Annotated in this window: 17 protein-coding genes; 5 read left to right on the top strand and 12 right to left on the bottom strand. The window is 46.8% G+C overall.

The genetic code is table 11. The features are described from left to right. Positions 1-44 precede the first annotated feature (44 nt). A complete protein-coding gene (locus HLM86_RS08090; RefSeq protein WP_076588547.1) occupies positions 45-1,100 on the bottom strand; it encodes an SGNH/GDSL hydrolase family protein in 1,056 nt (351 codons plus the stop codon). A 248-nt stretch (positions 1,101-1,348) separates the two neighbouring features. Here HLM86_RS08090 and HLM86_RS08085 point away from each other — a divergent pair, with 248 nt between their 5' ends. Next, positions 1,349-3,088: an LVIVD repeat-containing protein gene (locus HLM86_RS08085; protein ID WP_143678186.1), complete on the top strand. Its 1,740-nt coding sequence runs from the start codon at positions 1,349-1,351 to the stop codon at positions 3,086-3,088. 117 nt (positions 3,089-3,205) lie between these two features. On the opposite strand, the gene HLM86_RS08080 is transcribed toward HLM86_RS08085, so the two are convergent. From HLM86_RS08080 to HLM86_RS20415, 6 genes are all read right to left on the bottom strand, one after another. Beyond that, positions 3,206-3,634 carry a YccF domain-containing protein gene (locus HLM86_RS08080; protein WP_170882563.1) on the bottom strand — a complete coding sequence of 143 codons (429 nt, stop codon included), beginning with the start codon at positions 3,632-3,634 and terminating at the stop codon, positions 3,206-3,208. Positions 3,635-3,847: 213 nt separating this feature from the next. Then, positions 3,848-4,576, bottom strand: coding sequence for a sulfite exporter TauE/SafE family protein (locus HLM86_RS08075; RefSeq protein WP_170882562.1), 729 nt, complete (start codon positions 4,574-4,576; stop codon positions 3,848-3,850). Between the two features lie 134 nt (positions 4,577-4,710). Next, complete coding sequence (locus HLM86_RS08070) at positions 4,711-6,264, bottom strand: cryptochrome/photolyase family protein (protein WP_170882561.1); 1,554 nt, start codon at positions 6,262-6,264, stop codon at positions 4,711-4,713. Then, entirely contained in the window at positions 6,257-7,594 is a 1,338-nt protein-coding gene (locus tag HLM86_RS08065) for a DASH family cryptochrome (RefSeq protein ID WP_170882560.1), read from the bottom strand. The genes HLM86_RS08070 and HLM86_RS08065 overlap by 8 nt, the downstream gene beginning before the upstream one ends. 99 nt (positions 7,595-7,693) lie before the next feature. Next, positions 7,694-8,359, bottom strand: a complete 666-nt coding sequence (locus HLM86_RS08060; protein ID WP_170882559.1) for an HAD family hydrolase — start codon at positions 8,357-8,359, stop codon at positions 7,694-7,696. Positions 8,360-8,573: 214 nt separating this feature from the next. After that, a complete protein-coding gene (locus tag HLM86_RS20415) occupies positions 8,574-10,295 on the bottom strand; it encodes a sensor histidine kinase (protein WP_170882558.1) in 1,722 nt (573 codons plus the stop codon). A gap of 67 nt (positions 10,296-10,362) precedes the next feature. Between HLM86_RS20415 and HLM86_RS08050 the strand changes: the two genes are divergently transcribed. Next, complete coding sequence (locus tag HLM86_RS08050; RefSeq protein ID WP_076588536.1) at positions 10,363-10,779, top strand: BLUF domain-containing protein; 417 nt, start codon at positions 10,363-10,365, stop codon at positions 10,777-10,779. 55 nt (positions 10,780-10,834) lie between these two features. On the opposite strand, the gene HLM86_RS08045 is transcribed toward HLM86_RS08050, so the two are convergent. The 3 genes from HLM86_RS08045 to HLM86_RS08035 form a co-directional block, all read right to left on the bottom strand. Next, positions 10,835-11,347 carry a GNAT family N-acetyltransferase gene (locus tag HLM86_RS08045; RefSeq protein WP_076588534.1) on the bottom strand — a complete coding sequence of 171 codons (513 nt, stop codon included), beginning with the start codon at positions 11,345-11,347 and terminating at the stop codon, positions 10,835-10,837. 156 nt (positions 11,348-11,503) lie between these two features. Then, complete coding sequence (locus HLM86_RS08040) at positions 11,504-11,743, bottom strand: hypothetical protein (protein WP_076588532.1); 240 nt, start codon at positions 11,741-11,743, stop codon at positions 11,504-11,506. 210 nt (positions 11,744-11,953) lie between these two features. Continuing rightward, positions 11,954-12,436: a peroxiredoxin gene (locus HLM86_RS08035; protein WP_076588530.1), complete on the bottom strand. Its 483-nt coding sequence runs from the start codon at positions 12,434-12,436 to the stop codon at positions 11,954-11,956. A 322-nt stretch (positions 12,437-12,758) separates the two neighbouring features. On the opposite strand from HLM86_RS08035, the gene HLM86_RS08030 reads away from it, so the two are divergent. Together HLM86_RS08030 and HLM86_RS08025 are read left to right on the top strand one after the other, a co-directional pair. After that, complete coding sequence (locus HLM86_RS08030) at positions 12,759-13,112, top strand: DUF2956 domain-containing protein (protein WP_170882557.1); 354 nt, start codon at positions 12,759-12,761, stop codon at positions 13,110-13,112. Between the two features lie 116 nt (positions 13,113-13,228). Further along, positions 13,229-13,990: a YdcF family protein gene (locus HLM86_RS08025; protein WP_170882556.1), complete on the top strand. Its 762-nt coding sequence runs from the start codon at positions 13,229-13,231 to the stop codon at positions 13,988-13,990. A 114-nt stretch (positions 13,991-14,104) separates the two neighbouring features. Here the strand turns inward: HLM86_RS08025 and HLM86_RS08020 are convergent, their stop codons facing one another. Both HLM86_RS08020 and HLM86_RS08015 read right to left on the bottom strand, forming a co-directional pair. Beyond that, positions 14,105-15,103 carry a succinylglutamate desuccinylase/aspartoacylase family protein gene (locus tag HLM86_RS08020; RefSeq protein WP_076588525.1) on the bottom strand — a complete coding sequence of 333 codons (999 nt, stop codon included), beginning with the start codon at positions 15,101-15,103 and terminating at the stop codon, positions 14,105-14,107. A gap of 249 nt (positions 15,104-15,352) precedes the next feature. Beyond that, positions 15,353-16,972 (bottom strand): NAD(P)/FAD-dependent oxidoreductase, encoded by a 1,620-nt coding sequence (locus HLM86_RS08015; protein ID WP_076588521.1) that lies wholly within the window; start codon positions 16,970-16,972, stop codon positions 15,353-15,355. A 215-nt stretch (positions 16,973-17,187) separates the two neighbouring features. Between HLM86_RS08015 and fdxA the strand changes: the two genes are divergently transcribed. Then, positions 17,188-17,511, top strand: a complete 324-nt coding sequence (fdxA, locus tag HLM86_RS08010) for a ferredoxin FdxA (RefSeq protein ID WP_076588519.1) — start codon at positions 17,188-17,190, stop codon at positions 17,509-17,511. Positions 17,512-17,515: the final 4 nt, after the last annotated feature.

Genomic DNA, 17,515 nt, shown 5'->3' with positions numbered 1-17,515 from the left:
TACGACGAAAAATGACGGCCTCCCTGATAGTGGGTCATGGTGATTTATAGCGACTCATGGCGATTAACTTTATCGGCGACGTAACGAGCAAACAACTTATGCATGCCAGTGGTTGGGTGAAGACCGTCCCAATACAGATATTGATCAGCGGTTGTCGATACTTTTCCCGTATTTTGGTTGTACGCTGGCTCTTGCGTATTAGTGATCGTAATTCCTGTCACCTTATCTTTATACCAACCTTTTTTTTCGACGCTGTCTATCACCTGATTAAACAACAAAAATGCGTCTGCCCAATATATATTGGTTTGCGGATAAGCATACGCCAGAGCCTTCAGGCGATGCTTGAGGGTGAGGTTAAACTCATTGATGAATCGACTCGTGGCCAATTTATTCTCAGAAAGCCAAGGAGCGGAGGTGAAATTGGGAATATTCGCCACCACAAGATGCGCGACGCGATGATCAAGTAAGGTGCGGATATCCTTCAACGCGAGTTCAGCAGCCTCTTGACCCGTTTGCCCTAAATCACCATAAACCGTATACCATAAATTGTTGGTGCCTATCATATACGTCACCAGCGTATCGGCGTTGAACATCCCGTGTGTTGATAACCGATTGTCAATCTGCTGGGCTGAATTAGGGAACACATGCGCACCTGAAATTGACTCTACCTCGTCACTGAGCACCAGATTGAAAAAATAGTGGCTTTCTGCCTTTGCTCCACCCACCGACCAATTGTTTCCTGACTGTGCAGGAATTCCAATCGTAAACCTCCGTTGAGTACTTTGTACCTTTGCCACCGCAACCGTGCGTTGCTCAGCACGCGCAGGAATAGAAGGTGGCAGTGATAAAAACTCGCTAAGATACTCAGTCCACACTTTGCCGTTAGAGGCTCGACCAATAAAATTGGGCGGCCCTGCCGAGATCTTAACGGCCCCACTCGTTGCCTGATTGATGACTTGAGACATCGTATTCTTATTGCCGACATCCGATAGGCTATCGCCAAAACTGGCTAGGTGACGCAGATCTTGGGCAAAACAATGACTGACCAAAGATACCGCACAGAGCAATGTCGCAACGAGGGGGGAAGGGTTGAGGTTCATCGACGGCTCCTCTAAAACTCGATGTATCCCCTGCATTTTACCGCATGACACATCCTGACACTGTGATCCGGTTTGTGGGGAGTTCTTGACTCACTGGTGTAATTTAACAATGTCAGTCGCAGGGAGTGATTAAGACACGCTAATGAGAAAATGAAAAACAATCGGCGTATGTAGAGCGAAGTGCCTCGCTTTTTCCCTTTTGCTTTCCCGTTACACTCTTGGACTAACATTACTATTTGGACAAACACATGTTTAAAGGAAGTTTCGGTCGCATCAGCTTACTGTTAACCACCATTTTGGCTGGCAACAGTTATGCCGCCAGCCCATGGGATATCAGCCAAAACACACCGGTGGATATTGAGGATAACGAAGTCAAAAAACAAGTTAGCCTGTCACCAGATAGGGCACCTATGCCCCCCGCTTTAGACAGTTATGGCATGCAATCTGACGGCTCCTTTCAACACCCCACAGCAGCTCCTGAGTCTCATCAGCCCCACCCATTTTCCGGGCAGATGAGTGACTGGGATACAAATAGCTACATCAAAAATATGCGGGTAGAAGCCTATTATCCGATCCAAGTGGAGCCGTTTCATACGTGGCAAAATATCATCGACTTCGATGGAAAACGCTACCTCTATCAATATGTTAGAAGCGACCTAAAAATCTTTGATATTACCGACCCTAAAGCCGCAACGCTTTTATTAACCAAAGGTCATACGTGGGGGAAATCAGGCAGCGGCGAACCACAGAACCCTTTCGCCGAAGGCGAAATGATGGGCGCAGCATCAATTCAGTGGAGTGATCATCAGCAAAGCTACGTCATGGTTCAAGCGTATGAAGTCCGTCGTTTTGGCTTACTCAAAGATAAATACCGTCAGCCAGACAAAGTTAAAGCCATTCGGCAAAGCCCGCACCTTAAAGGGTTCAAAGTCTACGCCATGAAAGGGCCTTTGCCTAAAGATTGGACCTTGCTCGCCGAGCGCACCACGGACATTCTTCACCCAGATGCGCCCATTGGCCAACAACAAGGCTCTGGAGTACGGGATATTCCAACCTATAATGGTGATGGCATTATGTATGTTGCCGCCGCGCCGGACAAACGATATGGGCTGACAGAGTACCCTAATGATCTCTACAGTGCGGGCTATCAAGCATGGGATATGTCTGATCCCACCAACCCACGTTTACTTGATGTCTTGTCTGTGCCCGGCCAAATCATTGGTGATGCTGAACACGAAGCGGTTTATAAGGCCGACGCCCGAGCGGGCAATCGCACATCGTGGATGGGGGCAAGAATGTCACTTTTTCTGCATGATAAGCAGGCCGACTACGGCTATGCCGCCATGGGTGGTTTGGGCTTTTATGTCATCGATGTCCGCGACCCTAGTAATATGAAGGTTGTAGGTAATTTAAAGTTCCCACCCAATATCGCTGGAACCGAAGGGGATTTTGTCGACGTCTCTCAGGTCAAAGAGTCTGGGTTAGTGTATTACAGTGGTTACCCACTCAACGAAGATTGTTATGAGCCCTACAAAGACATTCATATTATCGATGTCTCTGATCCCAAGAACCCCATTTCCAAGGGTGTCATGCCCAGACCTACCCCCCCAGAAAGCGCAAAATTCACCGATTTCTGCCAACGCCGAGGGAGTTTTGGGCCTAAACGCACCGGCGCTTACCACCAGCCAGGTATCGCTCGAAAAGATCTATTGCCTTACAACTTTTACAATGCCGGTTTACAGGTATTTGACGTTTCTGATCCAAACAAGCCGCATATTGCCGCGTATTTCGTCCCGCCATTCGCACCCGACAAAGTCGCCAGTTACGCAATGGGGAATTTGTCTCACTCCGTGTATGTAGAATACGATCGCAACTTGTTTTGGTTATTCACCAATCACGGCTTTTATGCCTTATCTAGCCCTTTGCTCGGTGAACCAAAATTCAGCGCACCACAGCGACCATGGCCACCCAAAACAGCGAAAAATTAGGGTAATTGCCCACGGAGAGAGGGCATGGCTAATTCCATGCCTTCTCGATTAAGTTGAGGCTAAAAACACACATCGGGCAGAAGCCTCGCGAGAGTCAGGAGTTAAGCATTTGGATGACTAGTCGGAATACCGAGCACGAGCGGCTTGTTCTTTTGCCACAATCGTTTTACCGATTGGAGCAAGCGAAATAACAGCAAGTTTAAGGTGCTGAAGCGCAAATGGAATACCAATAATCGTCACAAAACACGCTACCGCTGAAAGAATATGGCCAATCGCCAACCAGAAACCCGCAAAGATAAACCAAATAACGTTACCAACAAACCCCAATGAACCCGTACCGATATCCTCTTCGTTAGTCAGTTCATCGCGTGCAATGGCCTCGTGGCCAAAGGGAAAAAACGAAAATTTTCCAATAACAAAACAGGCCCTGCCCCATGGAATCCCGACAATACTAATAAAGGCAATCAGGCCAAATAACCACCACATCAAGCCCATAAATACGCCCCCAAACAAAAACCAAATGAGGTTACCGATTGTTTTTATCATTTTGTATTTCTCCTGCAAAAACATTTGTTGAACCTTCATTCGTCGTGTTCAACGTATAGGGATGTATGACATCGGTATGCATGTTGGAGTGCATCGCCAGAACACTGAATCAACCTCGCTCAAACGCTTTTTTCATTCGGGCACTGCATCCAACCCCAAGGCACACAGTATCCTCGCGACACCTTAACCCAAGATGAATACCTTAAAATGGGTCTACATTAACCCTTGCCAGACCGCGGTTGCACCGCTAACACTGCATAATAACAACGCGGCAATACGAATTTTTTCTTTGGGTAAACTCTGAGTCGTGACCAGCGCTAACCGATAGCCAAGCCAAGAAGCCGGTAACAAAGGCACACTTATCCAAAGGTGGTGCCATGAGAGAAAACCAGCAGGCATCTGGACAAGTAAAGACATGACCGAACTGAACACAAAAAACGCGGACAAGTTGCCTCGCAATTGATTGGCTTCCTGATGCTGCAGCAACAACGCCATGGGCGGCCCACCAATGCCTGAGCTGGTACCAAAAAAACCAGAGAAAAACCCTGCTACGCTCATTCTCACTGGCGTCGGCTCAATTCGAAACGGTAACAAGCTAACAACGACAGCAAACAGCACCAGAGCCCCGAGCCATAACGCGAGGATATCCGTCGATACCATGACCAGAAGCAAACCGCCAGCGACTGAGCCGGGTACACGGCCAATCAATGCCATTTTAAGCCCACCGATTTCAACACTGTCTCGGTGTTTTAAAGCGTTAAGAATAGAAATATACAACGCCACCAGACAAATAGGAGCCGGCACATACACTGGCGAGACAAGAAACAGTAAGGGCGCCGCTACAATGGCCAGCCCAAATCCAATAGCAGTCTGGACAAAAGAACCCAGAAAAATCAAAAAGGCAGCAATTAGTGCTTCGGTTGTTATCCATTCAGCAAACATAATAATGGGATTAGGGCAGTTTTACAGACCATCATCATAATGCAATTCGCTGTAAAACCCCGCACGATTTTTTAGCACTGAATCAATTTTTACACCCACCGGACAAGCCTGACAGATCCGCCCATTCAGTGGGTCTAGAGTTGTTCAATACGCTCAAGGTAATCGTTGGCCGTGGCCAAAATACTCTCCTGAGTAGGCTCGTCAAGATTATCCCAAGAGCGGTAGATGACACCGATTCGTGGGTTGCGACTCAACATTTCACGGTGTGTATGCATAAAACGCCAGTACAGACTGTTGAGCGGACAAGCTCTCTCACCCACCTTTTGCTTGTGGTCGTAATAACAGCCTTTACAGTAATCACTCATCCGATTGATGTAAGCGCCACTCGCAGCATAAGGCTTAGTTCCAACAATGCCACCGTCTGCAAACAAGGCCATGCCTCTCGTGTTTGGCATCTCTACCCACTCGATCGCATCAACATAGATGCCGAGATACCAAGCTTCAACCTGCTTTGGATCAATATCGCTCAGCAAGCAAAAATTACCCGTCACCATCAGACGTTGAATATGATGGGCATAGCCATGGCTCAGTGACTGCCCAATCGCTTCACGCATACACGACATCTTAGTGGCGCCGGACCAGAAAAAATCTGGCAAGTTTCTCTGCGCAGAAAAATGATTTCGATCGCGATATTCTGGCATATTTGCCCAGTATACGCCGCGAATGTATTCCCTCCAGCCAAGAATTTGGCGAATGAACCCTTCAATCTGGGCAAGATCAATATCTGTATTCGATGTAAACGCCGATAAGGCGGTCTCTATCACCTCTATTGGACTGAGCATTTTGGTGTTCAGCGAGAATGACAGTCGACTGTGGTAAAGCGACCACTTTGCCTTATGCCCCTGCGTCATTGCATCCTGAAATCGTCCAAACTTTGGCAAACAAACATGACAAAAATGAGCCAATAGATTGAGACTTTGATTGCGGTTAATCGGCCAGACAAGTGGTCCGGATAACGTACCTATTGTCTTGATATTATGACGCTTTAAAGCCTCCAACGTATCATTGACATCCGTCGCGAATAAAAGCGGTTCTGGAATATCATCGAGATCCGCAGCCTTAAGCTTATGCCGATTGCTCGCATCAAAATTCCATCGCCCCCCGATGGGTTTATCACCTTCCACTAAAATGGAATAGCGTTTTCGCATCTTGCGGTAAAAATGCTCCATGATGATGTGTTTACCGCGAGGAAAAAAATCCGCAATGTCCGCATAAGGCAACAAAAAGTGTTCGCTGTCGACTTGCACTATCTCTATCCCGTCAATGACCACTTGTTCCAATGACTGCAATAGGCGATATTCGTCCGGTCTTTGATACTCAAACCGACTTGCCCCTATCTGCCTGACATAATGCGTGACGAAATCTGAGAGATTGAGGAAACTGGCCGTCTCGTCCAATGTTAGGTACATCACCTGATGGCCTTGCTCGCGTAACTCGGCGGTAAACGCCTTCATGCCTGCAAAGAAAGCGCACACTTTTTGGATATGATGGGCAACATATGACACCTCTGGGTGTAACTCCGCAATAATGTAAACAACAGAGTCATCCACTCGACTAAACCAAGAATGATCCCTATTCAATTGATCTCCAAGCACTAGCCTTAGTCGTGAATAAGTACTTTTACTCATCATTTATCTCCTTTGATAGTGGCCAATCAACCATATCAACACTATCAATGCTGTGGCAGACATTTACCGTTTTCTCACCATTCCAACGCTGGGTAAATTGCCCTTGTGGATCATAGAGTTCAGCCTGCTTTTCGAGATCAAATCGCCGTGATCCACGCTGATCGCTACCAACTCCAGCCAGATACTGCCAGTTCCCCCAATTAGACGCCACATCATAATCTATCAGTTGGCTTTCGAAGTAAGCCGCGCCATAACGCCAATCGATGTTCAATTCGTGAATGAGGCAGCTAGCTGCCAACTGCCTTCCTCGGTTTGATAAGTAACCGGTTTGGTTGAGCTGTTTCATACAAGCGTTAACGATTGAAAACGGCGTATTACCATTGGTCCACATAAGGAATCTAGAGCTGTAAAAACTGGTTAAAGGGGCAACGTCTCCCAAACCCGAAAAACGAAATAGTTTGGCACCATACCGACGCCCGTACCAATAAAAATACTCGCGCCACAATAATTCGAAGTAGATCCAACCAGTGGACTCATTAGCTCCGTGATCACGTTCATATTGGGCAAGGTAGCTGGCTACTCTTTTGGGGCTGACACAACCTAAAGCCAACCAAGGAGAAAACTTCGTAGAGGAGTCACGACCATCGAGACCGTTTCGAGTTTGTTTATACTGACTCGCCAATGAGGATGAGAAATATCGCTGACAATGCCTTATACCCGCCGCTTCTCCTCCTTCAAACCATATGCAGGCTGGAATATCTTCCACTAAAGGCTCGTCTTGAAGATCAGCATCAATAGGTTTGGGCAATACCTCAATTCCAAAATCGACGCCGACAGGCAGCTGGTCGACTTTCTTTCTAAACTGGGTAAAGGATTGGGGAAGATCGTTCAATTCAAACGGTATACGTTGATCATTAAACAAGGTCCGTACTGATTGCTGGACAACGGTAAGCTGAGGATAACGTTCCGCTATCCTTTCGACAACGCGCTGTTCGTTGATGCCAGCAAAACGGTCACAATATAGATGCGTGATGCCATAGCGATCAATGAAACGAGACAGCACCTCTTCCGCTTGCCCCGAGCAAATAATCAATGCCTGATTAAACGTGGCAAGGCTTTCTGACAGAGCATTAAGTGATTCCATCAAGAAGGCTTGCTTTTGCAAAGCGAAAGCCCGTTGCTGAGAGAAATGGCGAATAAAAGCGTTCCATTGAGGTAAGCAGTAGCAACAAAGCAGAGCGTCGACTTCAGTGGCCGCCTGATTAAGTAGATTGTTATCCTGCACTCTAAGATCACAAGTGTACCAATATAAACCAATCGACTGTCTCACGTTTCCGTTCCTTACCGTATCACTAGTGAGTTATACGATGAAAACACGCACTCAGCTTTCACGCGTTACATTGATTGGCAAAAAAAGTTTCCTCACCGCTTAGCACCCAGCCCACTCTAGTACGGTCCACTGCGGCGGATGCGTCAACGCTTTCAAACGCGGACATGGATTCACTAGATAGGTGAAATCTGCGTATTCACACAAAGGCAAATCATTGATTGAGTCAGTAAAAAAATGCACCGAAGAGAAACGTGTCGGCTGAGCCAGCAGCCACTGTTCCAACCGAGTCACTTTACCCTCGCGATAACTTGGTACTCCGGATATATCAGCACTATAGCACCCCAATCGCTCCACCAGATCAATCCCCAAAGCCGATGGGATACCGATACGCCGCCCTACGGCGGCCACTAAGAATGTCACACTCGCAGAAATGATCACCATTTGAACGTTGTCTCGTGAGAGTTTTTCAATCAAAGCAACCGCCTGAGGGAACTGCTTTGGCAGAATATGATCTTCAACACACTCTTCCACTAATCTGTCGACGTATTGTGTCGTCATCCCCATCAATGGGGCCATAGAAAAGGTGAGATAGTCCTCCATCCTAAGTTCACCTTTGGCATAAGAAGCCATCAATTGCTGGTCTCTTTGAATAAAGTCAGGCTGAGTCACCACGCCTTTCTCCACCAAAAATTCATTCCAAATCATTGCACAGTCTGCATTGATCAGGGTTTCATCCAAGTCAAAAACATATAAAGGTCGAGACATTTTACGCTCTTTAAGGGTTGGGTTTCATTTAAAGTTAGGGGGCCGAACCGATTTTCCAGCAAACGTTACGACGAACGATTCAAAAGGCCCACGGCCAAGGTCCAGCGTCGGGCTGTCTTGATAACGTATCATATTACCGACCAGTTAGGGCCCCTTTCTCGTCGCCGTCCCCCCCAACACGGGTGGGCATTGTCAGAGAATGATGTCGTCTGAATCACGCCTTAACACTGTTTGGCCCGACGCGCTCACCTTGTTCGGCTTTCAATGGTAAGCTCACCATCACTTTGGTGCCCTTACCTTGAAGACTTTCCAAGCTTAGGTCGCCACCAAGACCATTGACCACATTACACGCTACAGTCAACCCAAGCCCCTTCCCATCGCCTAATGGCTTGGTGGTAAAAAAGGGGTCGACGACCTGATTAATTTTATCACTAGGGATCCCACACCCGTTATCTTCAATGGTGACATAAAGCTGCTCATGCTTAATCTCACAACGATAAGTGATCGATGGATCATCGCAATTTATCTCTAGAGCTTCTAGCGCATTGACATGCAGGTTACTGAACACTTGCTTGAGTAATGCGGAATTGGATTCAAGCTCGATATCGCTGCCAATTAGGTTGTCGATTCGCGGCTGAAGATCATTCTCATAAAAATTCAACTTGACCACTTCATCACAGATGGCTTTTAGGCAGCATGACTCTCGCTCAGACTCCATTCCTTGAGACAAACTACTTAAATCAGACACGATGCTTTTGACTCGCAGTAAACTCGACCTCGAATCTGAAATCACGGATGATAGGTCTTCCAGAATAAAAGACACATCCTTTTCTTGCTTATAATTGGCAATCTGATCGGGGACGGCAGCCTCACCCGTCTCTTCCAATTGAGCGATAAAATCGTCATGCATGCCAATCAGATTCATCATCGCTTCGACATAGTCAGTCAGGGGAGAAAGATTACCCAGTGCAATCCCCAAGGGGTTATTAATTTCATGAGCAATGCCCGCGGTCAAACGTCCAAGACTCGCCATCTTCTCCGAATGGACAAGTTGTGCCTTTGCCATACTTAATTCGGCCATGGATGTCTTTAGGCGCGAATAATGAAGCTTCATCTGACGTTGAGATTCCATGTTTTCCAAAATAATTTTGAGTTGAGCCGCGGCTTCCTCCAAAACCTTCACTTTTGAAAAAGTAAAGTTAGCCGCTTGATCATGATCAAACTGGCACACAATCGTGCAGGAGTGACGCTCTAATATCCAAACGGGGAAAATCAGTGAATGTCGCTGCGAAGGATCGTCAGAAAACTTAATGTCGGGGTGTTTGATGGATTGGTACTGTTGCCAAACACTTTCTAACTCTTGATTGACATCAGATGGCTGAAGCAAGCCGTTGGGCTGCGCTTTGTAAGCGATCAGAGCATTTTCTTGTTGTTTAGACTGCCTGAGAACATAAGTTTGACGGGCGTTACAGAACTGGTCCAATTCATTGACAAACTCACACAAGACTTGGTTGGCCGACACCTTAGATCGATTAAACTTGTTAATTTTTGCCAACAGTTTTAAATACCCTTTCTGCTCGGCTAACGTCTTGCCTATCGCTTGCTGCTTATGCACCTCGCGCCTTATTTCAATAAGACTGACACCACTGTAGTAGCGTACGTCATCCAATTGTCGATCTACGCCATCCCACTGCTCTTGTGAATCCGTAATCACCCAAATGGACAAAAAGTGATTCTTTAGGTTATTGCGAATAAACGGAACCAATTCCTCAACCCATTCGACCCCTTTTTCCTGCCCATTGACAATAACAACACCAACATTATGTTCTCTCAACCACGCTTTCGCGGGTTTTATTGCTCGACATTGATCACATTCGATCTGTTCAAAATACGTTGGATTTTCATCACTTTGTGAAACCAACAATAGTTCAGCCACGCGATTGCCCTTCTACCAGACTTGATACTACTATAACGTTAGTGCATGCAAGCGCGTAAGGACAAATATGAAGTTAATTCGTTTGGTTTACTACAGTATCGCCTCCAGTGAAATGACCATGATGGACCTCAAGGGCATTCTTGATGTTGCTCGTAAGAACAATGGAAGTCGAGATTTAACAGGGATGCTTTGTTATGACAATGAGTATTTTCTACAAATTCTGGAGGGGGAACCCAGTGAAGTTACTGACCTATTTCTGACCATCGGACGTGATGAACGCCACCATCAAGTGACCATAATGGGTGTTCAATCTATTGACAAACGTGCGTTTGGCAATTGGGATATGGGCTATGCCGGAAGCAGTGAAAAAATGCAAGAGCAGATGCAAGCATTAGATATGGAGAGTTTCAACCCAACGGTCCTCAGTGTTAAACAGGCCGCCTTATTACTCTATGAGCTCTCCAAGGCGCAAACCCCTGTTTAAACCGTAACATTATTACAGAGTTCGCAACCCGATCGGTTCCAAGGGCAAGGCTCGCTTAGCCCACACTGAGCTGAAATGCTAAAGAATCACCTTCATCTGAAAGACAAGGTGTAAAACCCAATTTGAGTAAGACAGACGCACTGCGATCATTCCAAATGTGGACACCTGCCCTTACTTTACCGTGAAAACCACTGGCGTGAAGATGCAACAATAACGCATGGCACATTTGTGTGGCAATCCCCTTTCCCCAGTAGGTCGGTTCCACCCAATAGGCCAAGGCCAAATCGTGGTTTTGAACCCGCAACGTCACCTGACCTACCATGACTGAATCGACACTGCGCCGGCAACTCCAAACAAAACCCTGACTTTGAGTCCAGTCTGCCACTCTATCCGAGCACCAACGTTGCGCGAGCTTGAGTGTCTTTATTTTGGCCAGTGGCAATGTCGAAGGGAAGCTAGGACTCGTCACCGCCGATAATAGCTTACGGGCATCATCAACCGAAATCGGCACATAAATAAACTCATCACATCGAAATTCAGTGGCAAACGCGGGGGTTGGGCGTTCCATCGAGATCTCCTACACCAAGAACACCGTTCAAAGTACCATGGGTTAGCTGTCCGAGAAAATCACTACCGCCTATTTGAGTGACTTTAGCCCTCAATGCACGCTTGGAAGGTATAGCGGGTTCTGAACGACCGAGAATCTGTCGCCCACGATACGTCGCTACAGTTCGGTCAATTTTGACAACAAGGCTTCACGACGAAGCTCCAATATCTCGTCTATCAAGCGCTCTTTTGCACTCAAACCAAAGTGAGTCGCATAATTTTTAATTTTTGCAATATCATTGGATTCAAGTTGATAGACATCTCGCTTGAGAATCGCGTCCGCTTCACTTTTTATAAAACCTACGCTCTGCAACTTCTTTATAATAACCTGATCCAGTGGGTGAACGTCTCGTGCCATATTCTCTATTTCAAACTGACGGTGAGGCTCAGTAAAGGCCCCACTTTACTTTCGGCGACACGTTACACGGTTTAGATGACAATCCAATGACACTCTAAGCCCATTGCAGCGGAAAAACTCCAGCATCTCACAAATCATGAGCGACTGACTGCTGTGGCTGCAAGCCGTTCGCCCATCGGGTGTCAGGCTCGATACCCGATGGATTCTAGGTTAGATCGATTGAAGCACGGCGAGCAGGGTTTCTGCTTTGCTGGCCTCAAACTGGCTCGGTTGCTCGACATTCAACTGCGTCACAATCCCATTTTCAATAATCATTGCGTACCGCTGCGAACGAACCCCACCAAAGGTCGCGGTGTCCATTTCCAACCCAAGTGCCTTAGTAAAACTGGCATCACCGTCCCCTAGCATCATAATTTCAGAGGCATTTTGCGCCTCTCCCCAAGCTTGCATCACAAAGGCATCATTCACGGATACACACGCAATAATATCAGCACCTGCGTGTTTAATCTGATCCGCCAACACAACATAACCTGGTAAATGTTCCTCCGAACATGTTGGGGTAAATGCCCCCGGAACGGCAAACAAAACAACGCGTTTGTTCGCGAATAATTCATCGACTGTATGGTTGACCATTCCCTCTTCGGTCAGTTGCGAAAGAGTGACACTGGGCAGTGATTGACCTTGCTGAATCATGATAAGTTTCCTTGTTATTGAAGAGGTAACCAGTGTAGCGATGAACCGTGTGCCACACCACTGATTAAAGAAATGCCCCCAAAGAAATACCTTTCGTGAGACGAAACTCTCACAATAATGTGCCACCCTTGTCGCACTGACGTAAACCGACTCAATAAAATGAACTACTATCATGCGCCTATCGTCTCTAGCGTAAACCCATCGACTGCGGCCCGAGTGCGGTTCACAATGGTGGGTATCAACATCGAAGGGCCAAACGCCGCTGTTTTGAATGCGATTTCTCTAGTATGATCCCCAACAACCCTAAAAACTAAGAAGCAACATGGCCCCAAAAAACACCCCCCACCCCTCTGCGGAAACCATTAATGAAGCAACGCAAATCGCCCGAGCCACACAAAAGCCGGGGCAGACCAAACAACAGACAAAGCTCATCGCGCAAGGAATAGAACAAGGCATCGCCCAATACAAAAAGCAACACAAAGCGCAGGCTAGAGCGGCAAATAAAGCAAAAAAACAGTTATTGAAACAAAACGCTAACCGTGAACAAGCGGCACAGACAGAGAGCCTTAACGCAGAGCAATCCCATCATCAGCCGTTTTCTCAACGCCGGTATTTACCCTGGGTCTTACTTGCCCTGTCTTGGGTGTTTTTTGTCAGCTATCTTGTTGTGTTTTGATGGATGTAAAGGATCAAACCAGAAGAAATTACTGTATTTTAACCGTCGGTTGTTCTCTCTTGTGTATTCTTCGCGTTTACAATCAAACCTAACTTAGACGACAGGTAACCTTGGCCATGAGCTTTATTATTCTTCTCTTTTTACTCTTATTCGCATTGATTTTCTTTGTCGCTCGCTGGAGAAAGACCTCATACCTTTTCCTGACCGGTTTGGTCGCGTTATTTGGTTTAATTGGTACGGGGGAAATACCTCGCTATTTGCTCGAAAACCTTCAGTCTGACTACGAAATAAAGCCAAATATCGATTGGTCAACCAATAACGCCATTGTGTTACTCGGTGCCGGTACACAACCGATTCATGATCGGGCATTTTTTGAGCCTGCGTTTTTTTCGTTTTCAAGAATCAGCGAAGCCGCGAGCCAATACCAAAGCTGCGCCGCATCTGAGGGCGAGTGCCACATCATCGTCAGTGGAGGTGATGCCCAAAATCATGGTGTTAGCGAAGCCGAGATTTACCAACAGCAATTGGTCAGGCTCGGCGTACCAGTGCAGGATATTATTCAAGAAGCAAACAGCGTTAACACATGGAAAAACGCGCAATTCACCAGTGAGTTAATTCACCGCCACCAATTCAATCACGTCGTGCTTGTGTCATCTGGCTTGCATCTGAGACGAGGCGAGTTGTACTTTGCCCATTTTGGTGTCGTGACCCAGCCTGTCAGAGCGGACTATATGGCCGCAAAACCCTCTTGGCTCCCCATTTGGTACAACTTCGCCGTCACTGACTTTGCTTTACATGAGTACCTTGGCTTTATCATGTACGATGTTTATAACGCAATGGGATGGAATGCCCCACGTAACAGCCCAGGTGATGCCTAATTGATATCAGGCCCTTCTTCCTTTAAAGGGCCTTCACTCAAACCATCATCAAATAGCCGTTTCGGACCTTGCCATCAGCGAGCGAATACGCTTCAAAACGTTCTCTGTCAGGCTCTACTTTATTAACCGAACAACCAGTGAACCTGGGGCACGAACCGATTCCACATTATGACTGATCACCGTTCCCGCGCTCGGTGAATGGTAAGTCTCAATTTCGTCGCCAAAGCTATTATACTGAGTGGCAAGCTTGTGACCTTGTTCAACCGCTTCCAGCAGAGAAACATGGCAAATCACAAACCCTCCTTGTTCAGCACGAATACTGATAATGTGTTTGCCTTCAATGCAAGGCTCGTTGGTTTCCGTCACCGCTTCATTTAACAACTGATAATAACGAAAAATATTGAACACACCCGTTGAGGCCCGTTCAACGAGATCTAACTCAGTGTAGCGCCCTACTCCCACTTCAATGGTAATCGAGGGAATATTGGCTCGATTATAAACGGTTTCCAAAATTCCCGGATCGCCGGGGTCATTGAGAATCACATCTGGATGAATTAAGCGTGCCATACGAATCGCTTCGTCAATACGATAATCGGCAAACGCATAAAGTGGATAGGCACTGCCACTGGTTTGAGAATGCAAGTCAATCGCCAGATCAGCATTGGGTTTAAGCAGGTTTTCCCACAGACTAAAGGCGAAGCGACTGGCGTCATCACCGCTCGGATTGCCGGGAAAGACACGATTGAGGTTGGTCGACGAACTGTCTGGTGCTGCTGAATGGTAATCCCGACTATGTCGCGCAATTCCAGACAGATTAACCGTGGGTACAATAGTAATACAGCCCGCTATTGATTTACCCTCTAAATCGCGGGCAATTTTTTGTGCGGTCAGAATACCATTTTGCTCGTCACCATGAATGCCCGCTGTAATCACAATACGTTTGCCCGGACGCTGACCTTTAAACACTCTTACTGGCAGAGTTTGGGCGTGGCCAATTGCATCGGTTGCCACCGCAAACCAGAATTTGTGTTCACCGGGTTCGAGTGTATTGACGTCCAACGCCTGAATGGTCGGATACATTGGGACGAGGCACGTATTGAAGGATTTTGTCATCTGAATGGGGTTCCTAATCGATAATATTACTGACACTGTTCATCTTGGAGCCATTGTTGATTTAGCCAAGGTAAAAAACAGTGTGAACCATTCTTTAGGCATATTAACTGCGCAGTCAGCTCAGCAGCAATATTCTCGCTGCCAGATAAACGCCTTGGTGACCTTTTTACACCAAAAAGGCCCCTGATACCAAAGATTCAGCGCATAAAAAAGCCGCCAGAAGAATCTGGCGGCGGATCGTGAACGCAGTTACTCAGCGTCGTTAGCTCGTGCCAGCATCGATTTTGCCAAGGCTTCCGCGACTTTAATTCCATCAATACCCGCAGAGAGTATTCCGCCTGCGTAACCAGCGCCCTCTCCAGCAGGGAAGAAGCCGGTCAAATTAATACTTTGGAAATCTTTACCCCGTTTAATACATACAGGGGACGACGTTCGAGTTTCAACACCGGTTAATAACCCTTCATCACTAGCAAAACCTTTAATTTTTTTATCAAAAGCGGGAATGGCTTCACGAATAGCCTCAACAGCAAAATCTGGTAAAGCTTTAGAAATATCCGTCAGTTTGATCCCTGGCGTAAATGACGGTTCTACATCACCTATCTGGCTGGGGTCTGAACCTTTTAGGAAGTCACCAATCTTTTGTGCCGGAGCATCGTAGTTTTCGCCTCCGAGTACATAAGCGCCAGTTTCTAGCTCACGTTGGAATCGGATTCCCGCTAACGGATCGCCTGGATAGTCGCGATCTGGGTCGATCCCGACCACAATAGCGCTGTTCGCATTGCGCTCTGCACGAGAATACTGACTCATCCCATTGGTGACCACCCGCCCTTCTTCAGACGTCGCCGCAACCACCGTCCCACCCGGACACATACAGAAGCTGTATACGGTTCGACCATTCTTACAATGGTGCACTAATTTATAGTCTGCGGCCCCCAAAATAGGGTGTCCTGCACTTGGACCAAAACGCGCTTCATCGATCATCGACTGCTTATGTTCAATCCGAAAGCCAACAGAAAACGGTTTGGCTTCCATATAAACGCCACGTTGATGCAGCATTTCAAACGTATCACGCGCACTGTGGCCGACCGCCAGTACAACATGACGAGTATCGATTTTCTCACCGTTGGACAGAGTCAGTCCTGTCACCTGACCTTCTTCGATACGAATATCATCAACACGAGTACTAAAACGAATTTCCCCCCCCAGTTCAATGATCTTGGCGCGCATTTTTTCGATCATGGTGACCAGCTTAAAGGTCCCGATGTGCGGTTTACTCACGTACATAATTTCTTCAGGCGCACCTGCGGCGACAAACTCCGTTGTCACCTTACGACCATAAAAGTGGGGATCTTTCACCTGACTGTAGAGCTTGCCATCAGAAAAGGTGCCAGCGCCGCCTTCACCAAACTGAACATTAGATTCCGTATTCAACGTACGTTTACGCCAAAATCCGAACGTATCTTTCGTCCGTTCGCGGACTTCCTTTCCACGCTCGACAATAATCGGCTTAAAACCCATTTGAGCAAGCACAAGGCCTGCAAATAAACCACAGGGACCAAAACCAATCACGACCGGACGCTCATTCAGATTATCTGGCGCTTTAGCAACGAATTTGTATTCCATATCCGGCGTCAGTTTAACGTGGGGATCACTGACAAATTTCTCGAGCACGTCTTGTTCGTTTTCAACTTCAACATCAAGCGTGTAGATCAACTGAATTTTGGTTTTCTTTCGAGCATCATAGCCACGTTTGAACATATTGAATGCAAGAACCTGCTCGGGTAGGATCCCAAGCTTTTCAATAATGGCCTCAGAGATTGCCGATTCTTCATGTTGCAAAGGCAATTTAATTTCAGTTAAACGTATCATGTTGCTGTCTCGTTTTGGTCGGTGTCTTAGCCTAGATCGTCATGCGACTGGCTCACAATGGCGCGCATTTTACGAGAAATTGATTTGTCTGTCATACTAAATCCAAACCTTGCTGGTTTTTAGTGGAAGATTAACGAGCTGGATTGTTGAATTTTGCTTTGGGATGGGTATCATCCCTTTTTTCCAATTTTGACTAACCTATAGAGCACAACATCATGGCCTTTGTGGTAACAGACAACTGTATCCAATGTAAATACACAGATTGTGTCTCGGTATGCCCTGCGGATGCCTTTCATGAAGGCCCTAACTTTATGGTAATAAACCCTATCGAGTGCATCGATTGTGGGCTTTGCGTCGACGAATGCGACGCCAATGCGATTTTTCAAGAAGATGAGGTTCCAGCCGAACAATCTCTTTTTGTCGAACTCAATGCACAACTGGCCGAACTATGGCCTGTGCAAACCGAGGTCAAACCCGCACTAGACAATGCTGAAAAATGGAACGGCGTACCAAATAAACTGTCCTTACTTGAGAAATAAAAGC

The sequence above is a fragment of the Vibrio ostreicida genome (genome assembly GCF_013074385.2).
Taxonomy (GTDB): Bacteria; Pseudomonadota; Gammaproteobacteria; order Enterobacterales; family Vibrionaceae; genus Vibrio; species Vibrio ostreicida.
This window is presented reverse-complemented; position numbering and strand designations above follow the sequence as displayed.

Excerpts from the sequence above, each read along its gene's own strand:
- HLM86_RS08090 (WP_076588547.1), bottom strand. The coding sequence starts at position 1,100 with ATGAACCTCAACCCTTCCCCCCTCGTTGCGACATTGCTCTGTGCGGTA.
- HLM86_RS08085 (WP_143678186.1), top strand. The coding sequence starts at position 1,349 with ATGTTTAAAGGAAGTTTCGGTCGCATCAGCTTACTGTTAACCACCATT.
- HLM86_RS08080 (WP_170882563.1), bottom strand. The coding sequence starts at position 3,634 with ATGATAAAAACAATCGGTAACCTCATTTGGTTTTTGTTTGGGGGCGTA.
- HLM86_RS08075 (WP_170882562.1), bottom strand. The coding sequence starts at position 4,576 with ATGTTTGCTGAATGGATAACAACCGAAGCACTAATTGCTGCCTTTTTG.
- HLM86_RS08070 (WP_170882561.1), bottom strand. The coding sequence starts at position 6,264 with ATGAGTAAAAGTACTTATTCACGACTAAGGCTAGTGCTTGGAGATCAA.
- HLM86_RS08060 (WP_170882559.1), bottom strand. The coding sequence starts at position 8,359 with ATGTCTCGACCTTTATATGTTTTTGACTTGGATGAAACCCTGATCAAT.
- HLM86_RS08050 (WP_076588536.1), top strand. The coding sequence starts at position 10,363 with ATGAAGTTAATTCGTTTGGTTTACTACAGTATCGCCTCCAGTGAAATG.
- HLM86_RS08045 (WP_076588534.1), bottom strand. The coding sequence starts at position 11,347 with ATGGAACGCCCAACCCCCGCGTTTGCCACTGAATTTCGATGTGATGAG.
- HLM86_RS08040 (WP_076588532.1), bottom strand. The coding sequence starts at position 11,743 with ATGGCACGAGACGTTCACCCACTGGATCAGGTTATTATAAAGAAGTTG.
- HLM86_RS08035 (WP_076588530.1), bottom strand. The coding sequence starts at position 12,436 with ATGATTCAGCAAGGTCAATCACTGCCCAGTGTCACTCTTTCGCAACTG.
- HLM86_RS08030 (WP_170882557.1), top strand. The coding sequence starts at position 12,759 with ATGGCCCCAAAAAACACCCCCCACCCCTCTGCGGAAACCATTAATGAA.
- HLM86_RS08025 (WP_170882556.1), top strand. The coding sequence starts at position 13,229 with ATGAGCTTTATTATTCTTCTCTTTTTACTCTTATTCGCATTGATTTTC.
- HLM86_RS08020 (WP_076588525.1), bottom strand. The coding sequence starts at position 15,103 with ATGACAAAATCCTTCAATACGTGCCTCGTCCCAATGTATCCGACCATT.
- HLM86_RS08015 (WP_076588521.1), bottom strand. The coding sequence starts at position 16,972 with ATGATACGTTTAACTGAAATTAAATTGCCTTTGCAACATGAAGAATCG.
- fdxA (WP_076588519.1), top strand. The coding sequence starts at position 17,188 with ATGGCCTTTGTGGTAACAGACAACTGTATCCAATGTAAATACACAGAT.